The organism is Citreimonas salinaria, from assembly GCF_900107235.1.
GTDB classification, from domain to species: Bacteria; Pseudomonadota; Alphaproteobacteria; order Rhodobacterales; family Rhodobacteraceae; genus Citreimonas; species Citreimonas salinaria.
The window spans coordinates 20,923-34,393 of record NZ_FNPF01000009.1 but is presented as its reverse complement, the minus strand read 5'-3'; the positions used below and the strand labels follow the sequence as shown (position 1 = coordinate 34,393).

General features: G+C 66.4%; 17 protein-coding genes, 1 tRNA gene and 1 pseudogene. 11 read left to right on the top strand and 8 right to left on the bottom strand.

Annotated features, from left to right (window positions below; all coding sequences use genetic code 11):
- Positions 1-130 precede the first annotated feature (130 nt).
- Complete coding sequence (locus BLW27_RS12080) at positions 131-412, top strand: TFIIB-type zinc ribbon-containing protein (protein ID WP_089883649.1); 282 nt, start codon at positions 131-133, stop codon at positions 410-412.
- 94 nt (positions 413-506) lie between these two features.
- Positions 507-803, top strand: a complete 297-nt coding sequence (locus BLW27_RS20730) for an I78 family peptidase inhibitor (protein ID WP_245710862.1) — start codon at positions 507-509, stop codon at positions 801-803.
- A gap of 96 nt (positions 804-899) precedes the next feature.
- Here BLW27_RS20730 and BLW27_RS12070 read toward each other — a convergent pair whose 3' ends face one another.
- Positions 900-1,082: an aspartate aminotransferase gene (locus BLW27_RS12070; protein ID WP_342708062.1), complete on the bottom strand. Its 183-nt coding sequence runs from the start codon at positions 1,080-1,082 to the stop codon at positions 900-902.
- Positions 1,083-1,236: 154 nt separating this feature from the next.
- On the bottom strand, positions 1,237-3,435 hold the full coding sequence (gene uvrB, locus BLW27_RS12065; RefSeq protein ID WP_089883769.1) for an excinuclease ABC subunit UvrB: 2,199 nt from the start codon (positions 3,433-3,435) through the stop codon (positions 1,237-1,239).
- 146 nt (positions 3,436-3,581) lie between these two features.
- On the opposite strand from uvrB, the gene BLW27_RS12060 reads away from it, so the two are divergent.
- The 9 genes from BLW27_RS12060 to BLW27_RS12020 all read left to right on the top strand — a co-directional run bounded on the left by BLW27_RS12060 (position 3,582) and on the right by BLW27_RS12020 (position 11,391).
- Positions 3,582-3,893, top strand: coding sequence for an ETC complex I subunit (locus BLW27_RS12060; protein WP_089883647.1), 312 nt, complete (start codon positions 3,582-3,584; stop codon positions 3,891-3,893).
- Positions 3,894-3,918: 25 nt separating this feature from the next.
- Positions 3,919-4,836: an MYG1 family protein gene (locus tag BLW27_RS12055; protein WP_089883646.1), complete on the top strand. Its 918-nt coding sequence runs from the start codon at positions 3,919-3,921 to the stop codon at positions 4,834-4,836.
- 251 nt (positions 4,837-5,087) lie between these two features.
- Positions 5,088-5,288, top strand: coding sequence for a hypothetical protein (locus BLW27_RS12050; RefSeq protein WP_089883645.1), 201 nt, complete (start codon positions 5,088-5,090; stop codon positions 5,286-5,288).
- Between the two features lie 20 nt (positions 5,289-5,308).
- Positions 5,309-8,446, top strand: a complete 3,138-nt coding sequence (locus tag BLW27_RS12045) for a molybdopterin-dependent oxidoreductase (protein ID WP_089883642.1) — start codon at positions 5,309-5,311, stop codon at positions 8,444-8,446.
- Between the two features lie 4 nt (positions 8,447-8,450).
- Positions 8,451-9,047 (top strand): formate dehydrogenase FDH3 subunit beta, encoded by a 597-nt coding sequence (gene fdh3B, locus BLW27_RS12040; RefSeq protein WP_089883640.1) that lies wholly within the window; start codon positions 8,451-8,453, stop codon positions 9,045-9,047.
- Complete coding sequence (locus tag BLW27_RS12035) at positions 9,047-10,312, top strand: formate dehydrogenase subunit gamma (protein WP_177177885.1); 1,266 nt, start codon at positions 9,047-9,049, stop codon at positions 10,310-10,312. Before fdh3B ends, BLW27_RS12035 begins: the two co-directional genes overlap by 1 nt.
- On the top strand, positions 10,309-10,497 hold the full coding sequence (locus BLW27_RS12030; protein WP_089883635.1) for a hypothetical protein: 189 nt from the start codon (positions 10,309-10,311) through the stop codon (positions 10,495-10,497). Before BLW27_RS12035 ends, BLW27_RS12030 begins: the two co-directional genes overlap by 4 nt.
- 195 nt (positions 10,498-10,692) lie before the next feature.
- Positions 10,693-11,133: a type II 3-dehydroquinate dehydratase gene (gene aroQ / locus BLW27_RS12025; protein ID WP_089883768.1), complete on the top strand. Its 441-nt coding sequence runs from the start codon at positions 10,693-10,695 to the stop codon at positions 11,131-11,133.
- Positions 11,134-11,314: 181 nt separating this feature from the next.
- Positions 11,315-11,391: transfer RNA gene (locus BLW27_RS12020), tRNA-Arg, on the top strand.
- 195 nt (positions 11,392-11,586) lie between these two features.
- On the opposite strand, the gene BLW27_RS20725 is transcribed toward BLW27_RS12020, so the two are convergent.
- The 6 genes and pseudogenes from BLW27_RS20725 to BLW27_RS22110 all read right to left on the bottom strand — a co-directional run.
- The gene (locus BLW27_RS20725; RefSeq protein WP_143042252.1) at positions 11,587-11,733 is read right to left on the bottom strand and encodes a glycerol dehydrogenase; all 147 of its coding nucleotides are present in this window, start codon (positions 11,731-11,733) and stop codon (positions 11,587-11,589) included.
- Positions 11,726-12,031, bottom strand: coding sequence for a hypothetical protein (locus tag BLW27_RS20720; protein ID WP_143042251.1), 306 nt, complete (start codon positions 12,029-12,031; stop codon positions 11,726-11,728). Before BLW27_RS20720 ends, BLW27_RS20725 begins: the two co-directional genes overlap by 8 nt.
- 61 nt (positions 12,032-12,092) lie before the next feature.
- On the bottom strand, positions 12,093-12,239 hold the full coding sequence (locus BLW27_RS21190) for a hypothetical protein (RefSeq protein WP_177177884.1): 147 nt from the start codon (positions 12,237-12,239) through the stop codon (positions 12,093-12,095).
- Positions 12,240-12,253: 14 nt separating this feature from the next.
- On the bottom strand, positions 12,254-12,727 hold the full coding sequence (locus BLW27_RS12015; RefSeq protein WP_089883632.1) for a cation:proton antiporter domain-containing protein: 474 nt from the start codon (positions 12,725-12,727) through the stop codon (positions 12,254-12,256).
- A 21-nt stretch (positions 12,728-12,748) separates the two neighbouring features.
- Entirely contained in the window at positions 12,749-13,180 is a 432-nt protein-coding gene (locus tag BLW27_RS12010) for a 2,3-bisphosphoglycerate-dependent phosphoglycerate mutase (protein ID WP_425429295.1), read from the bottom strand.
- Positions 13,146-13,445, bottom strand: a pseudogene (locus tag BLW27_RS22110) (2,3-bisphosphoglycerate-dependent phosphoglycerate mutase); the annotation flags it as partial. The gene BLW27_RS12010 and the pseudogene BLW27_RS22110, both read right to left, overlap by 35 nt.
- Positions 13,446-13,471 lie beyond the last annotated feature (26 nt).

Genomic DNA, 13,471 nt, shown 5'->3' with positions numbered 1-13,471 from the left:
GAGGAATCCGCGCGCGATTTCGGGCCGGCCGGCGCCGTGTGATCGCGCCCCGCGCCGAACCGCCGCGCCGGTCTAGGCAGGGCATGCCGGACTGCCTATCTACCTGTGAGCAAACGGAGAGGAAACCGCCATGCAATGCCCCATCGACGGAACCCAACTGGTGATGACCGACCGCTCGGGCGTCGAAATCGACTATTGCCCCCAATGCCGCGGCGTCTGGCTGGACCGGGGCGAGCTGGACAAGATCATCGAACGCGCGAACGCGCAGATGGCCTCCGCCCCGCGCTCGCAGGCGCCGCGCGGCTACGACCAGCGCGGATATGATCAGCGCAGCTATGATCAGCGCCGCCAGGACAGCGGATACCACAAGAAGAAGAAGGGCGGCCTGCTGGGCGAGTTGTTCGACTTCTGACCGCTCGGCGGGAAAACGCCAAGACCCGCGCGTGCAGGAGCCTTTGCCACGCGGAGCCGTTGACGTGCCGGAGATCAACCGAGGGGATGATGGTATGGCAACGATGTACGACGACGGACCAGCCCGGCGGATGCCGCGTGGCCTTTGCGTGGGCCTCGGTGCGGGCGCCGCGCTGGTGCTGGCCGGCTGCAGCTTGCAGGGGGGCGCGAACAGCTGCGGCGCCGAGCGGCTGAACGGATATGTCGGCCGCCCCGTCGAGAGCCTGCCCGAACTGTCCGGAGTCACGCGCGTGATCGGGCCGGACATGATGGTGACGCAGGATTACTGGCCTACCCGGCTGAACGTCGACGTGAACGAGGCGGGCCGGATCACGCGCGTCTGGTGCGGGTGAGACCGGTCCTTCCGTTGCAGCCGCCCGAAACGGCTCGATCCGTTCCGCAGTCGCGGATCGCCGAAATCCTTCAAGGATTTCGGCAGCGCTTTCCTTTCAGGAAAGCGGGTCCGGCGGTGGGGTCAACCAGCGCACGGGCGCGCGGTTGCAGAAGATCACCAGCTGGCCCGAATTCTCGGTGACGCGATACCCGCGGCGTTCGATCTCCTGCATGAATCTATCCATGCCGGCGAAGCGCTCGACGTCCCGTGCCTTGCGCCGGATCACTTCGCCCTGCATCACCGCCTTGGAGGAAAAAGAGATCCCTCAGCCAGTTTTCGGGCGAGAGAGGCGAGTTCGGGTTCCGCATGGGCGCAGGATCCGAAATGCCGGTTAACGGGCGGTAAAAGACCGTGAACCACAAGCGGCTGCGATGGTGGCCGCCCGGAACCGTCTACCGCCCCTTCCGCTTCACGTTTCCCCCACGCTGCCCCGGCCGTCCGGCGGTCGAGCGGCCCGACGATTTCACCGCCTCGCTCGACGCCTTCTCGACCGCCTGCTGGCGTGCGAGGGGATCATCGGAGATCGCGAGGTCGACCGCCTCCAGCCGTTTGACCTCGTCGCGCAGGCGGGCGGCTTCCTCGAATTCCAGGTTCTCGGCGGCCTTGCGCATGTCGGCGCGCAGCCCGTCCAGCACCGCCTGCAGGTTGGCGCCCGCGTGCTTGCCGTCGATCCTGGCGGTGACGCGGTTCATGTCCACGTCGCCCTTGTAGAGGCCCTGCAGGATGTCGTCGACGTTCTTGCGGATCGTCGCCGGGGTGATGCCGTGTTCCTCGTTGTAGGCGATCTGCTTGGCGCGGCGGCGGTCGGTCTCGCCCATCGCGCGCTCCATCGAACCGGTGATGCGGTCGGCATACATGATGACGCGGCCTTCGGCGTTGCGCGCGGCGCGGCCGATGGTCTGGATCAGCGAGGTTTCCGAGCGCAGGAAGCCCTCCTTGTCCGCGTCCAGGATCGCCACCAGCCCGCATTCGGGGATGTCGAGGCCCTCGCGCAGCAGGTTGATGCCGACCAGCACGTCGAAGGCGCCGAGGCGCAGGTCGCGCAGGATCTCGATCCGCTCGATCGTGTCGATGTCCGAGTGCATGTAGCGGACGCGGATGCCCTGTTCGTGCAGGTATTCGGTGAGGTCCTCGGCCATGCGCTTGGTCAGCACGGTGGCCAGCGTGCGGTAGCCCGCCTGCGCGACCTTGCGGATCTCGTCGAGCAGGTCGTCGACCTGCATGTCGACAGGGCGGATCTCGACCTGCGGGTCGATCAGGCCAGTGGGGCGGATGACCTGTTCGGTGAAGACGCCGCCGGTCTGCTCCAGCTCCCACGCGGCGGGGGTGGCCGAGACGAAGACCGATTGCGGGCGCATGGCGTCCCATTCCTCGAATTTTAGGGGGCGGTTGTCCATGCAGGACGGCAGGCGGAAGCCGTGTTCCGCCAGCGTCATCTTGCGCCGGAAGTCGCCCTTGTACATGCCGCCGATCTGCGGGACCGAGACGTGGGATTCGTCGGCGAAGACGATGGCGTTGTCGGGGATGAACTCGAACAGCGTGGGCGGCGGTTCGCCGGGCGCGCGGCCGGTCAGGTAGCGCGAGTAGTTCTCGATCCCGTTGCAGACGCCGGTGGCCTCGAGCATCTCGATGTCGAAGTTGGTGCGCTGTTCCAGCCGCTGGGCCTCCAGCAGCTTGCCCTCGCCCACCAGCTGGTCGAGGCGCTGGCGGAGTTCCTTCTTTATCTGGATGACGGCCTGCTGCATCGTCGGCTTGGGCGTCACGTAGTGCGAGTTGGCGTAGACGCGGATGCGGTCGAAGCTGGCGGTCTTCTCGCCGGTCAGGGGGTCGAACTCGGTGATCGCCTCCAGTTCGTCGCCGAAGAAGGACAGCTTCCAGGCGCGGTCTTCCAGGTGGGCGGGCCAGACTTCGAGGCTGTCGCCGCGCACGCGGAAGCTGCCGCGCTGGAAGCCGTGGTCGTTGCGGCGGTATTGCTGCGCCACCAGGTCGGCCATCACCTTGCGCTGGTTGTATTCCTTGCCGACATGCAGGTCCTGGGTCATCGCGCCGTAGGTCTCGACGCTGCCGATGCCGTAGATGCACGAGACCGAGGCGACGATAATGACGTCGTCGCGCTCCAGCAGCGCGCGGGTGGCCGAGTGGCGCATGCGGTCGATCTGTTCGTTGATCTGGGATTCCTTCTCGATGAAGGTATCGCTGCGCGGCACGTAGGCCTCGGGCTGGTAGTAGTCGTAGTAGCTGACGAAGTACTCCACCGCGTTCTCGGGGAAGAAGTTCTTGAACTCGCCGTAAAGCTGCGCGGCCAGCGTCTTGTTGGGGGCGAGGATGATCGCCGGGCGCTGGGTCTCCTCGATAACGCGGGCCATGGTGAAGGTCTTGCCGGTGCCGGTGGCGCCCAGCAGGACCTGGTCGCGCTCGCCGCCCGCGATGCCCTCGGTCAGTTCGGCGATGGCGGTGGGCTGGTCACCCGCCGCGCTGTACTCGGTGTGCATGACGAAGCGCTTGCCGCCCTCGAGCTTGTCGCGCGCCTTCACGTCGGGCGCGGGCGCGTGCATCATCGGCATCGTCTTGTCGGCATGGGCGTAGGGCATGGGGGCTCCGATCTGGATGCGCATTAGGTGTCGTCTGCAAGGCCATATTCAAGTACGCGTGCCAGGCGCGTCAAATGCCGCGATGCCGCCCCCTTGCCGGGGAGGGCGATTTCGGGAATAACCGCGCCCTGTAGCAGGAGGTCATCATGCGCGCACGCATCTATCAGCCGGCCCGCACGGCCATGTCGTCCGGCCAGGCCAAGACGCGGCACTGGGTGCTGGAATTCGCCCACGAGGTTCCGCGCTCGGTCGATCCGCTGATGGGCTGGACGTCGTCCAGAGACACCCAGTCGCAGGTCCGCATGACGTTCGACACCAAGGAGGCCGCGCTGGCCTATGCGCGCGAGCACGGGATCGACGCGCTGGTGATGGACCCCAAGAAGCGCCGCCCCAACATCCGCCCGCGCGGCTACGCCGAGAACTTCTCGGTCGACCGCCGGGGGCCCTGGACGCATTGAGCGGCGCGGCAGCGGCGCGAAGCCGATGAGCGTCACGCATCTCGTCACCCATTCCGGCGGCTTCCACGCGGACGAGCTTCTGTCCTCGGTGGTCCTGACGCGGCTGTTCCCGCAGGCCGAGCTGGTGCGCTCGCGCGCGGCCGAGTGGATCGCGCCCGCCGAAGGCCGCATCGTCTACGACGTGGGCCGCGACTACGATGCGCAGGCAGGCATCTTCGACCACCACCAGCGGCCCAACCCGCTGCGCGAGAATGGCCAGCCCTACAGCTCGTTCGGGCTGATCTGGAAGCATTTCGGCCGTGACTACCTTGCCGCGCTGGACTTGCCCGCGGGGCATGTCGAGGCGATCCACGTCGAGATCGACGAGGACTTCGTGCTGCCCATCGACCTGATGGACAACGGCGCGATCGAGCCGTCGGCGGCGGGTCCGCTGTCCGGCCTGACGCTGCCGGTGCTGCTGGAGACGCTCAAGCCCGCCTTCGACGACCGCGACGCGGACGCCGACGACCGCGCCTTCCTGGCGGCGCTGCCGGTGGCGCGCGCCTTCGTCGAGGCGGCGGTCCACCGCCGCGCCGCCAAGCGCCGGGCCGAATGCATCGTGGCCGAGGCGATCGCCGATGCCGGGTCGTCGCGCGTGCTGGAGCTGCCGATGGGCATGCCCTTCCGGCCGGCGATCGAAAAGGCCGGCGCCGATCACCTGCTGTTCGTCGTCCACCCGCGCGACGGCGACTGGGCGCTGACCACGATCCGCAAGAGCGGCGACACGTTCGAGTCCCGCGCCGACCTGCCCGCGCACTGGGCCGGGTTGAGCGATGCCGCGCTGGAAGCGGCGAGCGGCGTGCCGGGCGCGAAATTCTGTCACAACGCGCGCTTCATCGCCGTGGCCGAGACGCGCGAGGCCATCCTGCGGATGGCCGGACTGGCAGTGGCCGACGCCCTCTGAACGACGGCGTGCCCGGCACGCCCTGTCACGAGCCAGCCGTTCCGGCTTTACAGGCCGCTTCGTCATGCTGCGACTGCACGCCTTCGGCAGGATTTCAGGCATGCGGGCGACGCCTGAGATGATGCCCGACGACCGGCCGCGCCGCGTTCCTGCGCCCACCTGTTGCAATTTTTTTGGAACGCGACCGCGTCGCATCTTGTTCCTCAAGCAGGGGAGGACCGGGTGATCGCTCCTCCCGAGGGAGGATCGTCATGTCGAAATTCGATAATCGCAAGAACGCCACCCGTCGCGATCTGCTTAAGATCGCGCCGCTGGCCGGGGCCGCCGCCGTCGCTGGCAACGCCGCGGGGGCCGATGCGGCGCCCGCAGATACCAGCGCCGACGACCATCGCCAGGTGCGACTGGCCGACAGCGACCACGTCCGCACCTATTACAAGCTGGCCCGCGAGTAAGGCCGGAACGGGGGAAGCCGATGCTGAAAAGAAAAACCGCCACGCGTCCGACTTCACGGCAAGCGACAGCCCGCGCGCCCGCGCGCGGACAGCAATCCCGCCGCGATTTCCTGAAGGCATCCGGTCTTGCCGGCATTTCGCTGGCCGGGATCACGGTGCAGCCGCGCAGCGTGCAGGCGCAGTTCGCCCCGCCGGACACGCCCGACATGGTGCACCGCAAGACGATCTGCCAGTTCTGCTCGGTCGGGTGCTCGATGTGGGCCGAGGTCGAGAACGGCGTCTGGGTCGGACAGGAGCCCGCCTTCGAAAGCCCGATCAATCAGGGCACGCACTGCGCCAAGGGCGCCGCGATGCGCGAGATCGCGATCGGCGAGCGGCGGTTGAAGTACCCGATGAAGAAAGAGGGCGGCGAGTGGGTCCGCATCTCGTGGGACCAGGCGATTTCCGAGATCTCCGAGAAGCTGCTGGACATCCGCGAGACCTATGGCCCCGACAGCGCCTACTGGCTGGGCTCGGCCAAGTACTCGAACGAAGCGGCCTACCTGTTCCGCAAGTTCGCTGCCTTCTGGGGCACCAACAACGTCGACCACCAGGCGCGCATCTGCCACTCGACCACCGTCGCGGGCGTGGCGAACACCTTCGGCTACGGCGCGATGACGAACACGTTCAACGACATCCGCCGTTCGAAGTCGATCCTGATCATCGGCGGCAACCCCGCCGAGGCCCACCCGGTGTCGATGCTGCACGTGCTCAACGGCAAGGAGAACGGCGCGCCACTGATCGTCGTCGATCCGCGCTTTACCCGCACCGCGGCGCATTCCGACGAATACGTGCGCATCCGTCCGGGCTCGGACATGGGCTTCATCTGGGGGCTGGTGCGCGAGATATTCGAGAACGGCTGGGAGGACAGGGAGTACCTTGCCCAGCGCGTCTTCGGCATCGAGGAAATTCTTCCCGAGGTCGAGAAATGGACGCCCGAGGAGGTCGAGCGCGTCTGCGGCATCGCCCCGGACCAGACGCGTCGCGTGGCGCGCACGCTCGCCGAGAACCGCCCCGGCACACTGGTCTGGTGCATGGGCTTGACCCAGCACACGATCGGATCGTCCATGACGCGGGCGGCGTCGATCCTGCAGCTTGTGCTGGGCAATGTCGGCAAGGTCGGCGGCGGCACCAACATCTTCCGCGGCCACGACAACGTGCAGGGCGCGACCGATCTTGGCGTCGTCTGCGACAGCCTGCCGGCCTATTACGGCCTGGAAGAGGGCGCGTGGCGGCACTGGGGGCGGGTCTGGGGCACGGACTACGACTACCTGCTGAGCCGCTTCACCTCGAAGGAGCTGATGGAACGGTCGGGCATGCCGCTGTCGCGCTACATGGACGGGATCCTGGAAGACCCCGAATCCCTGGACCAGCCGCACCCGGTCAAGGCGATGACGTTCTGGGGCCACGCGGCGAACTCGATCACGCGGGGGCCGGACCAGATCAGGGCGCTCGACACGGTCGACCTGCTGTGCGTCGTCGACCCGCACCCGACGCAGGTCGCGATCATGACGCAGAAGCAGGACAACGTCTATCTGCTGCCGGCCGGCACCACCGCCGAGATGCACGGTTCGGTGACCAATTCCTCGCGCTCGGTCCAGTGGCGGGACAAGGTAATCGAACCGCTGTTCGAAGCCAAGACCGATTACGAGATCACCTACCTTCTGGCCAAGGCGCTGGGCTTCGCCGACGAGATGTTCAAGACGATCGAGGTCGTGGACAACGTGCCGGTGGCGGAAAGCATCCTGCGCGAAATCAACCGCGGCACCTGGACGATCGGCTATACCGGGCAAAGCCCCGAGCGGCTGAAGCGCCACATGGAGCACCAGGACAAGTTCGACAGCATCACGCTGCGCGGGCAGATCGCGCCGGTCGAGGGCGAGTATTACTGCCTGCCCTGGCCCTCTTGGGGCAGGCCCGAGGACAGCCACCCGGGCACGCCGTTGCTGTATGACCAGTCACGGCCGGTGGCCGAGGGCGGTCTGCCCTTCCGCGCCCGCTGGGGCGTCGAGCACGAAGGCGCCACCTTGCTGGCCGAAGACTCCTACACCGTCGGGTCCGAGATCAAGGACGGCTATCCCGAGATCACTCTTGGCATGATCCATGCCCTCGGCTGGGCGGAGGATCTGACCGCGCGCGAGCGGCTGATGATCATCGCCGTTGGGGCCGACCGCTTCCGCCTGGAACTTTTCGACATCTCCGAGGAAGAGGCGCAGCGCGCCGTCGACGACCTCGAAGCGTCCCTCCTCCGCAACAGCGGCGACGGCGATTCAGAAGATATCGAAGGTTCCTGGATGACCGGAGGGGAGAGCGGGAGCAACGAGAGCAACAGCGAGCCCCTGGGCCAGCGCTTTCCCGATTACCCGGAAAATGCCCTGACCGCGATCGAGGCCCACCTGGCCAGCAACCGGTCACAAGAGTCGTCCGGCGACCAGTCGCTGCGGTCCAAGATCGAAGGCGTGAACTGGAAAACCGACCTGTCCGGCGGCCTACAGCGCGTCGCGATCGCGCATGGTCTCGCCCCCTACGGAAACGGCAAGGCTCGTGCGGTCGTCTGGAACTTCCCCGACAAGGTGCCGCTGCACCGCGAGCCGCTGCTGACCCCGCGCCGCGACCTGCTGCCGGAATACGCCACCTACGAGGACCGGCGCCTGTGGCGCCTGCCGGTGCTCTTCCGGTCGATCCAGGAGGTGAACTACGCCGATGAGTTCCCGATGATCCTGACGTCGGGGCGGCTGGTCGAATACGAGGGCGGCGGCGACGAGACCCGGTCGAACAAGTGGCTGGCCGAATTCCAGCAGCAGATGTTCGTCGAGATCAACCCCGTGAACGCCGCGACGTTCGGCGTCGAGGACGGCGACTTCGTCTGGGTGGCCACCCCCGAGGGCCGCATCCGCGTGGCCGCGATGGTCACGACGCGGGTCGGGCCCGGCACCGTCTTCCTGCCGTTCCACTTCGCCGGCTTCTGGATGGGCGAGAACCTGACCGACCGCTACCCGGAGGGCACCGCCCCGTACGTGGTGGGCGAGGCGGTCAACACCGTCCAGACCTATGGCTACGACGTGGTGACCCAGATGCAGGAAACTAAATGCACACTTTGCCGGATCGAGAGGGCCTGAACACATGGCACGCGCGAAATTCCTTTGCGACACCGATCGCTGCATCGAATGCAACGCCTGCGCGACCTCGTGCAAAAACGAGCACGAGGTCCCTTGGGGCATGGTCCGACGGCGGGTCGTGACCATCAACGATGGCGAGCCGGGCGAGAAATCCATCGCGATCTCCTGCATGCACTGCACCGACGCGCCCTGCGTGGCGGTCTGCCCGGTCTCGACCCTGTACCAGACCGATATCGGCGTCGTCCTGCATGACAAGGACACCTGCATCGGCTGCGGCTACTGCTTCTACGCCTGCCCGTTTGGTGCGCCGCAATATCCGCAGGCGACGCTGTTCGGGTCGCGCGGCAAGATGGACAAGTGCACCTATTGCGCCGGCGGCCCCGAGGAGAACGGCTCGGAGGCTGAGTACCGCAAGTACGGCCGCAACCGCATCGCCGAGGGCAAGCTGCCGATCTGCGCCGAGGTGTGCTCCACCCGCGCGCTGCTGGCTGGCGACGGCGACGAGATCGCCGAAATCTACCGCGAGCGCGTGATCGCCCGCGGCTTCGGTGCCGGCGCCTGGGGCTGGCGGACCGCCTACTATCCGGAGGAGCAGGGATGATGCCGCAGGACAGCACGCAAGCTTCCCCTTACGAACACGAACACGGCCCGGTCGTCGTGCGCGGGCGCGATTTCAAGGCCTACCGCATCGGCGGCGCGATCGTTGCGGTCCTGCTGGCCATCGCGCTGGCGGTCCAGATCTACGAGATGTTCGACGACGACGCGCGCACCATTCCGGAATATCGCTGGTCGGCGAACGACCACACGCCCGATCTTGGCGGCGTGCAGGCCTCGAAAGTAATTTCGGCGCGCACGAAGTTGCAGGACGAACGGTGGCGCACCGGCCCATCTCCGGACGGCGATGCACCGGACTACGCCTTCGGCAATGACATTGTGCTGAATTCCTCGCCCATCGACGAGCCCTCGGCCTTCCTGACCGAGGCCTGGTCGAACCCCGACGGCGACATCCTGCCTCTGGCCAACCCGTCCGAGCGGATCGTCGGCATCTCGTCCCTGCCCTATCCCAATGCCGAGCTGTTCGAGCGTCCCTTCGCGCGCGACTGGCGGTTGGGCATCGCGGATTTCTCTACGCATCTGGGCGCGCTGGCGATCCTCGGCTTCAGCTTTCTGCTGGCGCTGATCCTGGCGATCCGGGGTCGGGTGCCCATCGTCGAGGGACGCAGCAGGCGCAGCGTCAAGCGCTTCGGCCTGATCGAGCGCGCCAACCACTGGATGACCGCGACCTCGTTCATCATGCTGGCGCTGACCGGATCGGCCATCGCCTTCGGCGGTTCGCTGTATGGCGGCCCGCTGGACGACGAATGGCTGGGCCCGGTGGGCTGGCTGGCCACCTGGGGCCACATGATGTTCTTCCCGCCCTTCGCGCTGGGTCTCATCGTCATGGCGGTCGCGTGGATGCGCCGCAACCTGCCCTCGAAGCTGGACATCGAGTGGCTGCGCCGCGGCGGCGGGTTCTTCACCGACTCGCTCGACCACCCGTCGTCCCGCAAGTTCAACGCCGGGCAGAAGCTGATCTTCTGGTCGGCTATCCTGGGCGGTGCCATCATGGTCGTCTCGGGTGTGCTGCTGATGTTCCCGTTCTACTTCCTCGATCTCGAGGGCATGAGCTGGACGATGCTGACCCATGCGGTCGTGGGCGTGCTCCTGATCGCGATCTTCATCGGGCACGTCTACATCGGCACCGTCGGCATGCAGGGCGCGATCGACGCCATGTGGAGCGGCAACGTCGACAGGAACTGGGCCAAGGAGCACCACGACCTGTGGCTGGCCGACCTTGAAGCCAAGGGACGCGAGGGCGCACGATGACCGGCTTTCTGACAGGAACCTTCACCGCGCTGGTGCTGGCGGTGGCCACGTGGTTCGCGCTGAACGAGTTCTCGCAGACCGCGATCCAGCGGGTCTACAACCCGTCGCTGAACCTGGAGGGACTCGACCAGAACTATTCGCCGCTGATGGACACCAACCGCGAAGGCATCGCCGGGCGTGACTGACCCCGCAGGCGACGACACGAACCACATGCATGGGGCGCGTCGCGGGGATTCGCGCGCGCCCCGCTTCCATGCAGGCCGCCGTTCGCGTGGCCACACGACCACAGGCCGCGGAGCAGCGGCCCGGCGCGCATGGCGCGGGTCGACGGCGGCGGCGAAATGCGGGATGAACGGCGCAGCCAACGCCACGAGGTCCCGATGCCCGGAACGATCTTCGTCCTCAACGGTCCGAACCTGAACCTGCTGGGCAGGCGCCAGCCCGAGATCTACGGCGCAGACACGCTGGCCGATGTCGAGCGTCGCTGTCGCGCGGTGCTTCCCGAAGGGTGCGATCTGCGGATGCTGCAATCGAACCACGAGGGCGCACTGATCGACTGGATCCACGAGGCGCGCGAGGCGGCCGCCGGAATCGTGATCAACCCGGGCGCCTTCACCCATACCTCGATCGCGATCCTCGACGCGCTGAACGCCTTCGACGGCCCCGTGATCGAGGTGCACATCTCGAACGTGCACAAGCGCGAAAGCTTTCGGCACCATTCCTATGTCAGCCTGCGCGCCGACGGCGTGATCGCAGGCCTCGGGATCGAGGGCTACGAGGCGGCCGTCCGCCGGATCGGCGGGCTTCTGGCCGGCGGCTGACCCGCACGGCAGCCCCGCGCCTTGACACGCGCCCCGATCGCGCGAATAAACCCGCCCCGATGCTGTCTCCTTTATGGAGCTTCTGATCGGCGCACATCGTGCCGCAAGGGGGACTCGGAACAGGCGGGTGGCGTCGCGAAGCGGGTTGCGGAACGCCGTCCACCCGCGGTCAAGGAGGCATGGTCCCGTAGCTCAACTGGATAGAGCACCTGACTTCTAATCAGGATGTTGGGGGTTCGAGTCCTCCCGGGATCGCCAAATCCATTCTCGCAACTTCCAACGGGGCATATGAGTGCGCAAAAGGGCGATTTTTTCGTGCGCCCCGCGTCAAGGAAATGCTCGATATTTTGATGAAGTGTCCTGGAAGCCTCTGATTTGTAATAAATTTCTCCCGATTTGGCCTCTCAGTGAATTTTCAGGTAGCGGAGCGATCAGCGACCCCTGCAGACCGGATCATTGGACGAGCGCGTGAGCGGTCGCGAAGCCGCCGCTTTCGAAGCCGAGGCCGCTGAGGAGCGTGTTGGCCTCGACGACCCGCTCGAACGCCGGCGTCACCGCATCGACCTCGCAGGCGCGTCTGGCAAGCGCATTGTCATTCAACAGGATCTTGTGGCAGAGTTGCGCCAGCGCAAGGGCGGGTTCGGTTCCTTGCCGGTCGGTCTTGTTTGGCGCCGACGAGTGCCGGCAGGACCGTGCCTCGAACCACGAAGCGCTCGAAGCGGATTTCTGTGCGATCGCCCAGGCGCGGGCGGATCTCGGACTCGAGTAGATTGTCGTAGACGAAAGGATCGCAGACCGCGAGCGCACAGCGCCCGAGCCGAGCCAACTCCTCGTCCAGAACCGACAGGGCGTCACGTCCCTGCACGTAGCGCCCCGGACAGATCATCGATTGAAGCATTGCCTTCTCCCAGCCTCGGAATGCATGAAACGTCACGAGCGACGGCAGCTGTCTGAGCCGATCAGTTGCCGCTCTGGCCGTCGCGAACAACCTCCTCAGGCCAGCGTCGAAAGAGGATCGCGCGGGAGACAGGGGCGACGAGGCCGCGCAGCACGGGCACGACCGCGAAGAGCAGCGCCATCAGGGCGATACCCGAGAGGTCGTCCATTTCGGCTACGTCGGTCAGGAGCTGACCTTTCGGCGTATCGAGGGCGTCGTGCTGGCGCCGTATTCCCAGCGAGACGCCGATGCTGGTCGCAGCGCAACGGCCGCGACGAGACTGGGAATTTGTCTATAGCGCAGCAGCCAAAACATGACGAGATAGCCGAGGCCGCCGCTCAAAGCCACGTTGCCGACCCAGATCACGCTTGCACTGCGCAGCTGCCGGCGGAGGCGCTGGAGGTCGCTTTCAAGGCCAACGCGGAACAGCAGGACGATGATGCCGAGTTCCGCCAGAACCTCGAAGGCGAAGTCGCCCTGATCCGACAGCATGTTCCAACGGTCATCCGCGAGCCGCAGAAGGAAGCCGAAGCCGATGAAACCCACGAGGGCGGGCGCGCCGGTCCGGTCGAGCAGCGCCTTGATCACGACGGCCGCGGCGGCGATCGCGCCGATCAGCAGGATCAGGAACGAGACGGACTGGATCGGCTCGGTCATGCTGGCTCCGCCCGCTTCGCATCAGCTCCGGTTCAAATAGCGGCTGCCGGTCGGGCGCAGAGCCTCGTCGAAGTCGTAAACGAGCGGCACGCCGGTCGGGATCTCGAGGCCCGGAATCTCGTCGTCCGGGATATCGTCGAGATGCTTGACGATGCCGCGGATGCTGTTGCCATGCGCGACGACGAGGGGTTTGCGACCCGCCATCAGCGCCGTCTCGATCCGCATCTGCCAGTAGGGCAGCATGCGCGCGATGCAGTCTTCGAGGCTTTCCGTGCGCGGCAACGCGGCGTCGGGAAGGTTTGCGTATTTGCGCTCATGCCCGGGAAAGCGTTCGTCCGCCTCGTCGAGGGGGAGGGGGCCTCGTGGCGAAGCTGCGGCGCCATTCGTGCACTTGTTCCTCGCCGACCTCGCGGCGTTTCTCGTCCTTGTTCTGGCCCTGCAGCGCGCCGTAATGCCGCTCGTTGAGGCGCCAGTGCGTCTCGACCTGCATGTACATGAGGTCGAGCTGGTCGAGGACGATCCACAGCGTGCGGATCGACCGCTTCTGCACCGATGTGAGGCAGAGGTCGAATTCGATTTTGGCGCGAGAGATGAGTCGTGCGGCTTGCCGCGCCTCCTCGATGCCGCCGTCGCTAAGATCGACATCAGTCCAGCCCGTGAATCGGTTGTCGCGGTTCCAGACACTCTCTCCGTGGCGCAGCAGGATCAGTTGCGGCATCTGGACAATCCCTTCGTCATCGATCC

Coding starts and splice junctions, on each gene's coding strand:
- BLW27_RS12080 (WP_089883649.1), top strand. CDS start 131: ATGCAATGCCCCATCGACGGAACCCAACTGGTGATGACCGACCGCTCG.
- BLW27_RS20730 (WP_245710862.1), top strand. CDS start 507: ATGGCAACGATGTACGACGACGGACCAGCCCGGCGGATGCCGCGTGGC.
- BLW27_RS12070 (WP_342708062.1), bottom strand. CDS start 1,082: ATGCAGGGCGAAGTGATCCGGCGCAAGGCACGGGACGTCGAGCGCTTC.
- uvrB (WP_089883769.1), bottom strand. CDS start 3,435: ATGCCCTACGCCCATGCCGACAAGACGATGCCGATGATGCACGCGCCC.
- BLW27_RS12060 (WP_089883647.1), top strand. CDS start 3,582: ATGCGCGCACGCATCTATCAGCCGGCCCGCACGGCCATGTCGTCCGGC.
- BLW27_RS12055 (WP_089883646.1), top strand. CDS start 3,919: ATGAGCGTCACGCATCTCGTCACCCATTCCGGCGGCTTCCACGCGGAC.
- BLW27_RS12050 (WP_089883645.1), top strand. CDS start 5,088: ATGTCGAAATTCGATAATCGCAAGAACGCCACCCGTCGCGATCTGCTT.
- BLW27_RS12045 (WP_089883642.1), top strand. CDS start 5,309: ATGCTGAAAAGAAAAACCGCCACGCGTCCGACTTCACGGCAAGCGACA.
- fdh3B (WP_089883640.1), top strand. CDS start 8,451: ATGGCACGCGCGAAATTCCTTTGCGACACCGATCGCTGCATCGAATGC.
- BLW27_RS12035 (WP_177177885.1), top strand. CDS start 9,047: ATGCCGCAGGACAGCACGCAAGCTTCCCCTTACGAACACGAACACGGC.
- BLW27_RS12030 (WP_089883635.1), top strand. CDS start 10,309: ATGACCGGCTTTCTGACAGGAACCTTCACCGCGCTGGTGCTGGCGGTG.
- aroQ (WP_089883768.1), top strand. CDS start 10,693: ATGCCCGGAACGATCTTCGTCCTCAACGGTCCGAACCTGAACCTGCTG.
- BLW27_RS20720 (WP_143042251.1), bottom strand. CDS start 12,031: ATGCTTCAATCGATGATCTGTCCGGGGCGCTACGTGCAGGGACGTGAC.
- BLW27_RS21190 (WP_177177884.1), bottom strand. CDS start 12,239: ATGGACGACCTCTCGGGTATCGCCCTGATGGCGCTGCTCTTCGCGGTC.
- BLW27_RS12015 (WP_089883632.1), bottom strand. CDS start 12,727: ATGACCGAGCCGATCCAGTCCGTCTCGTTCCTGATCCTGCTGATCGGC.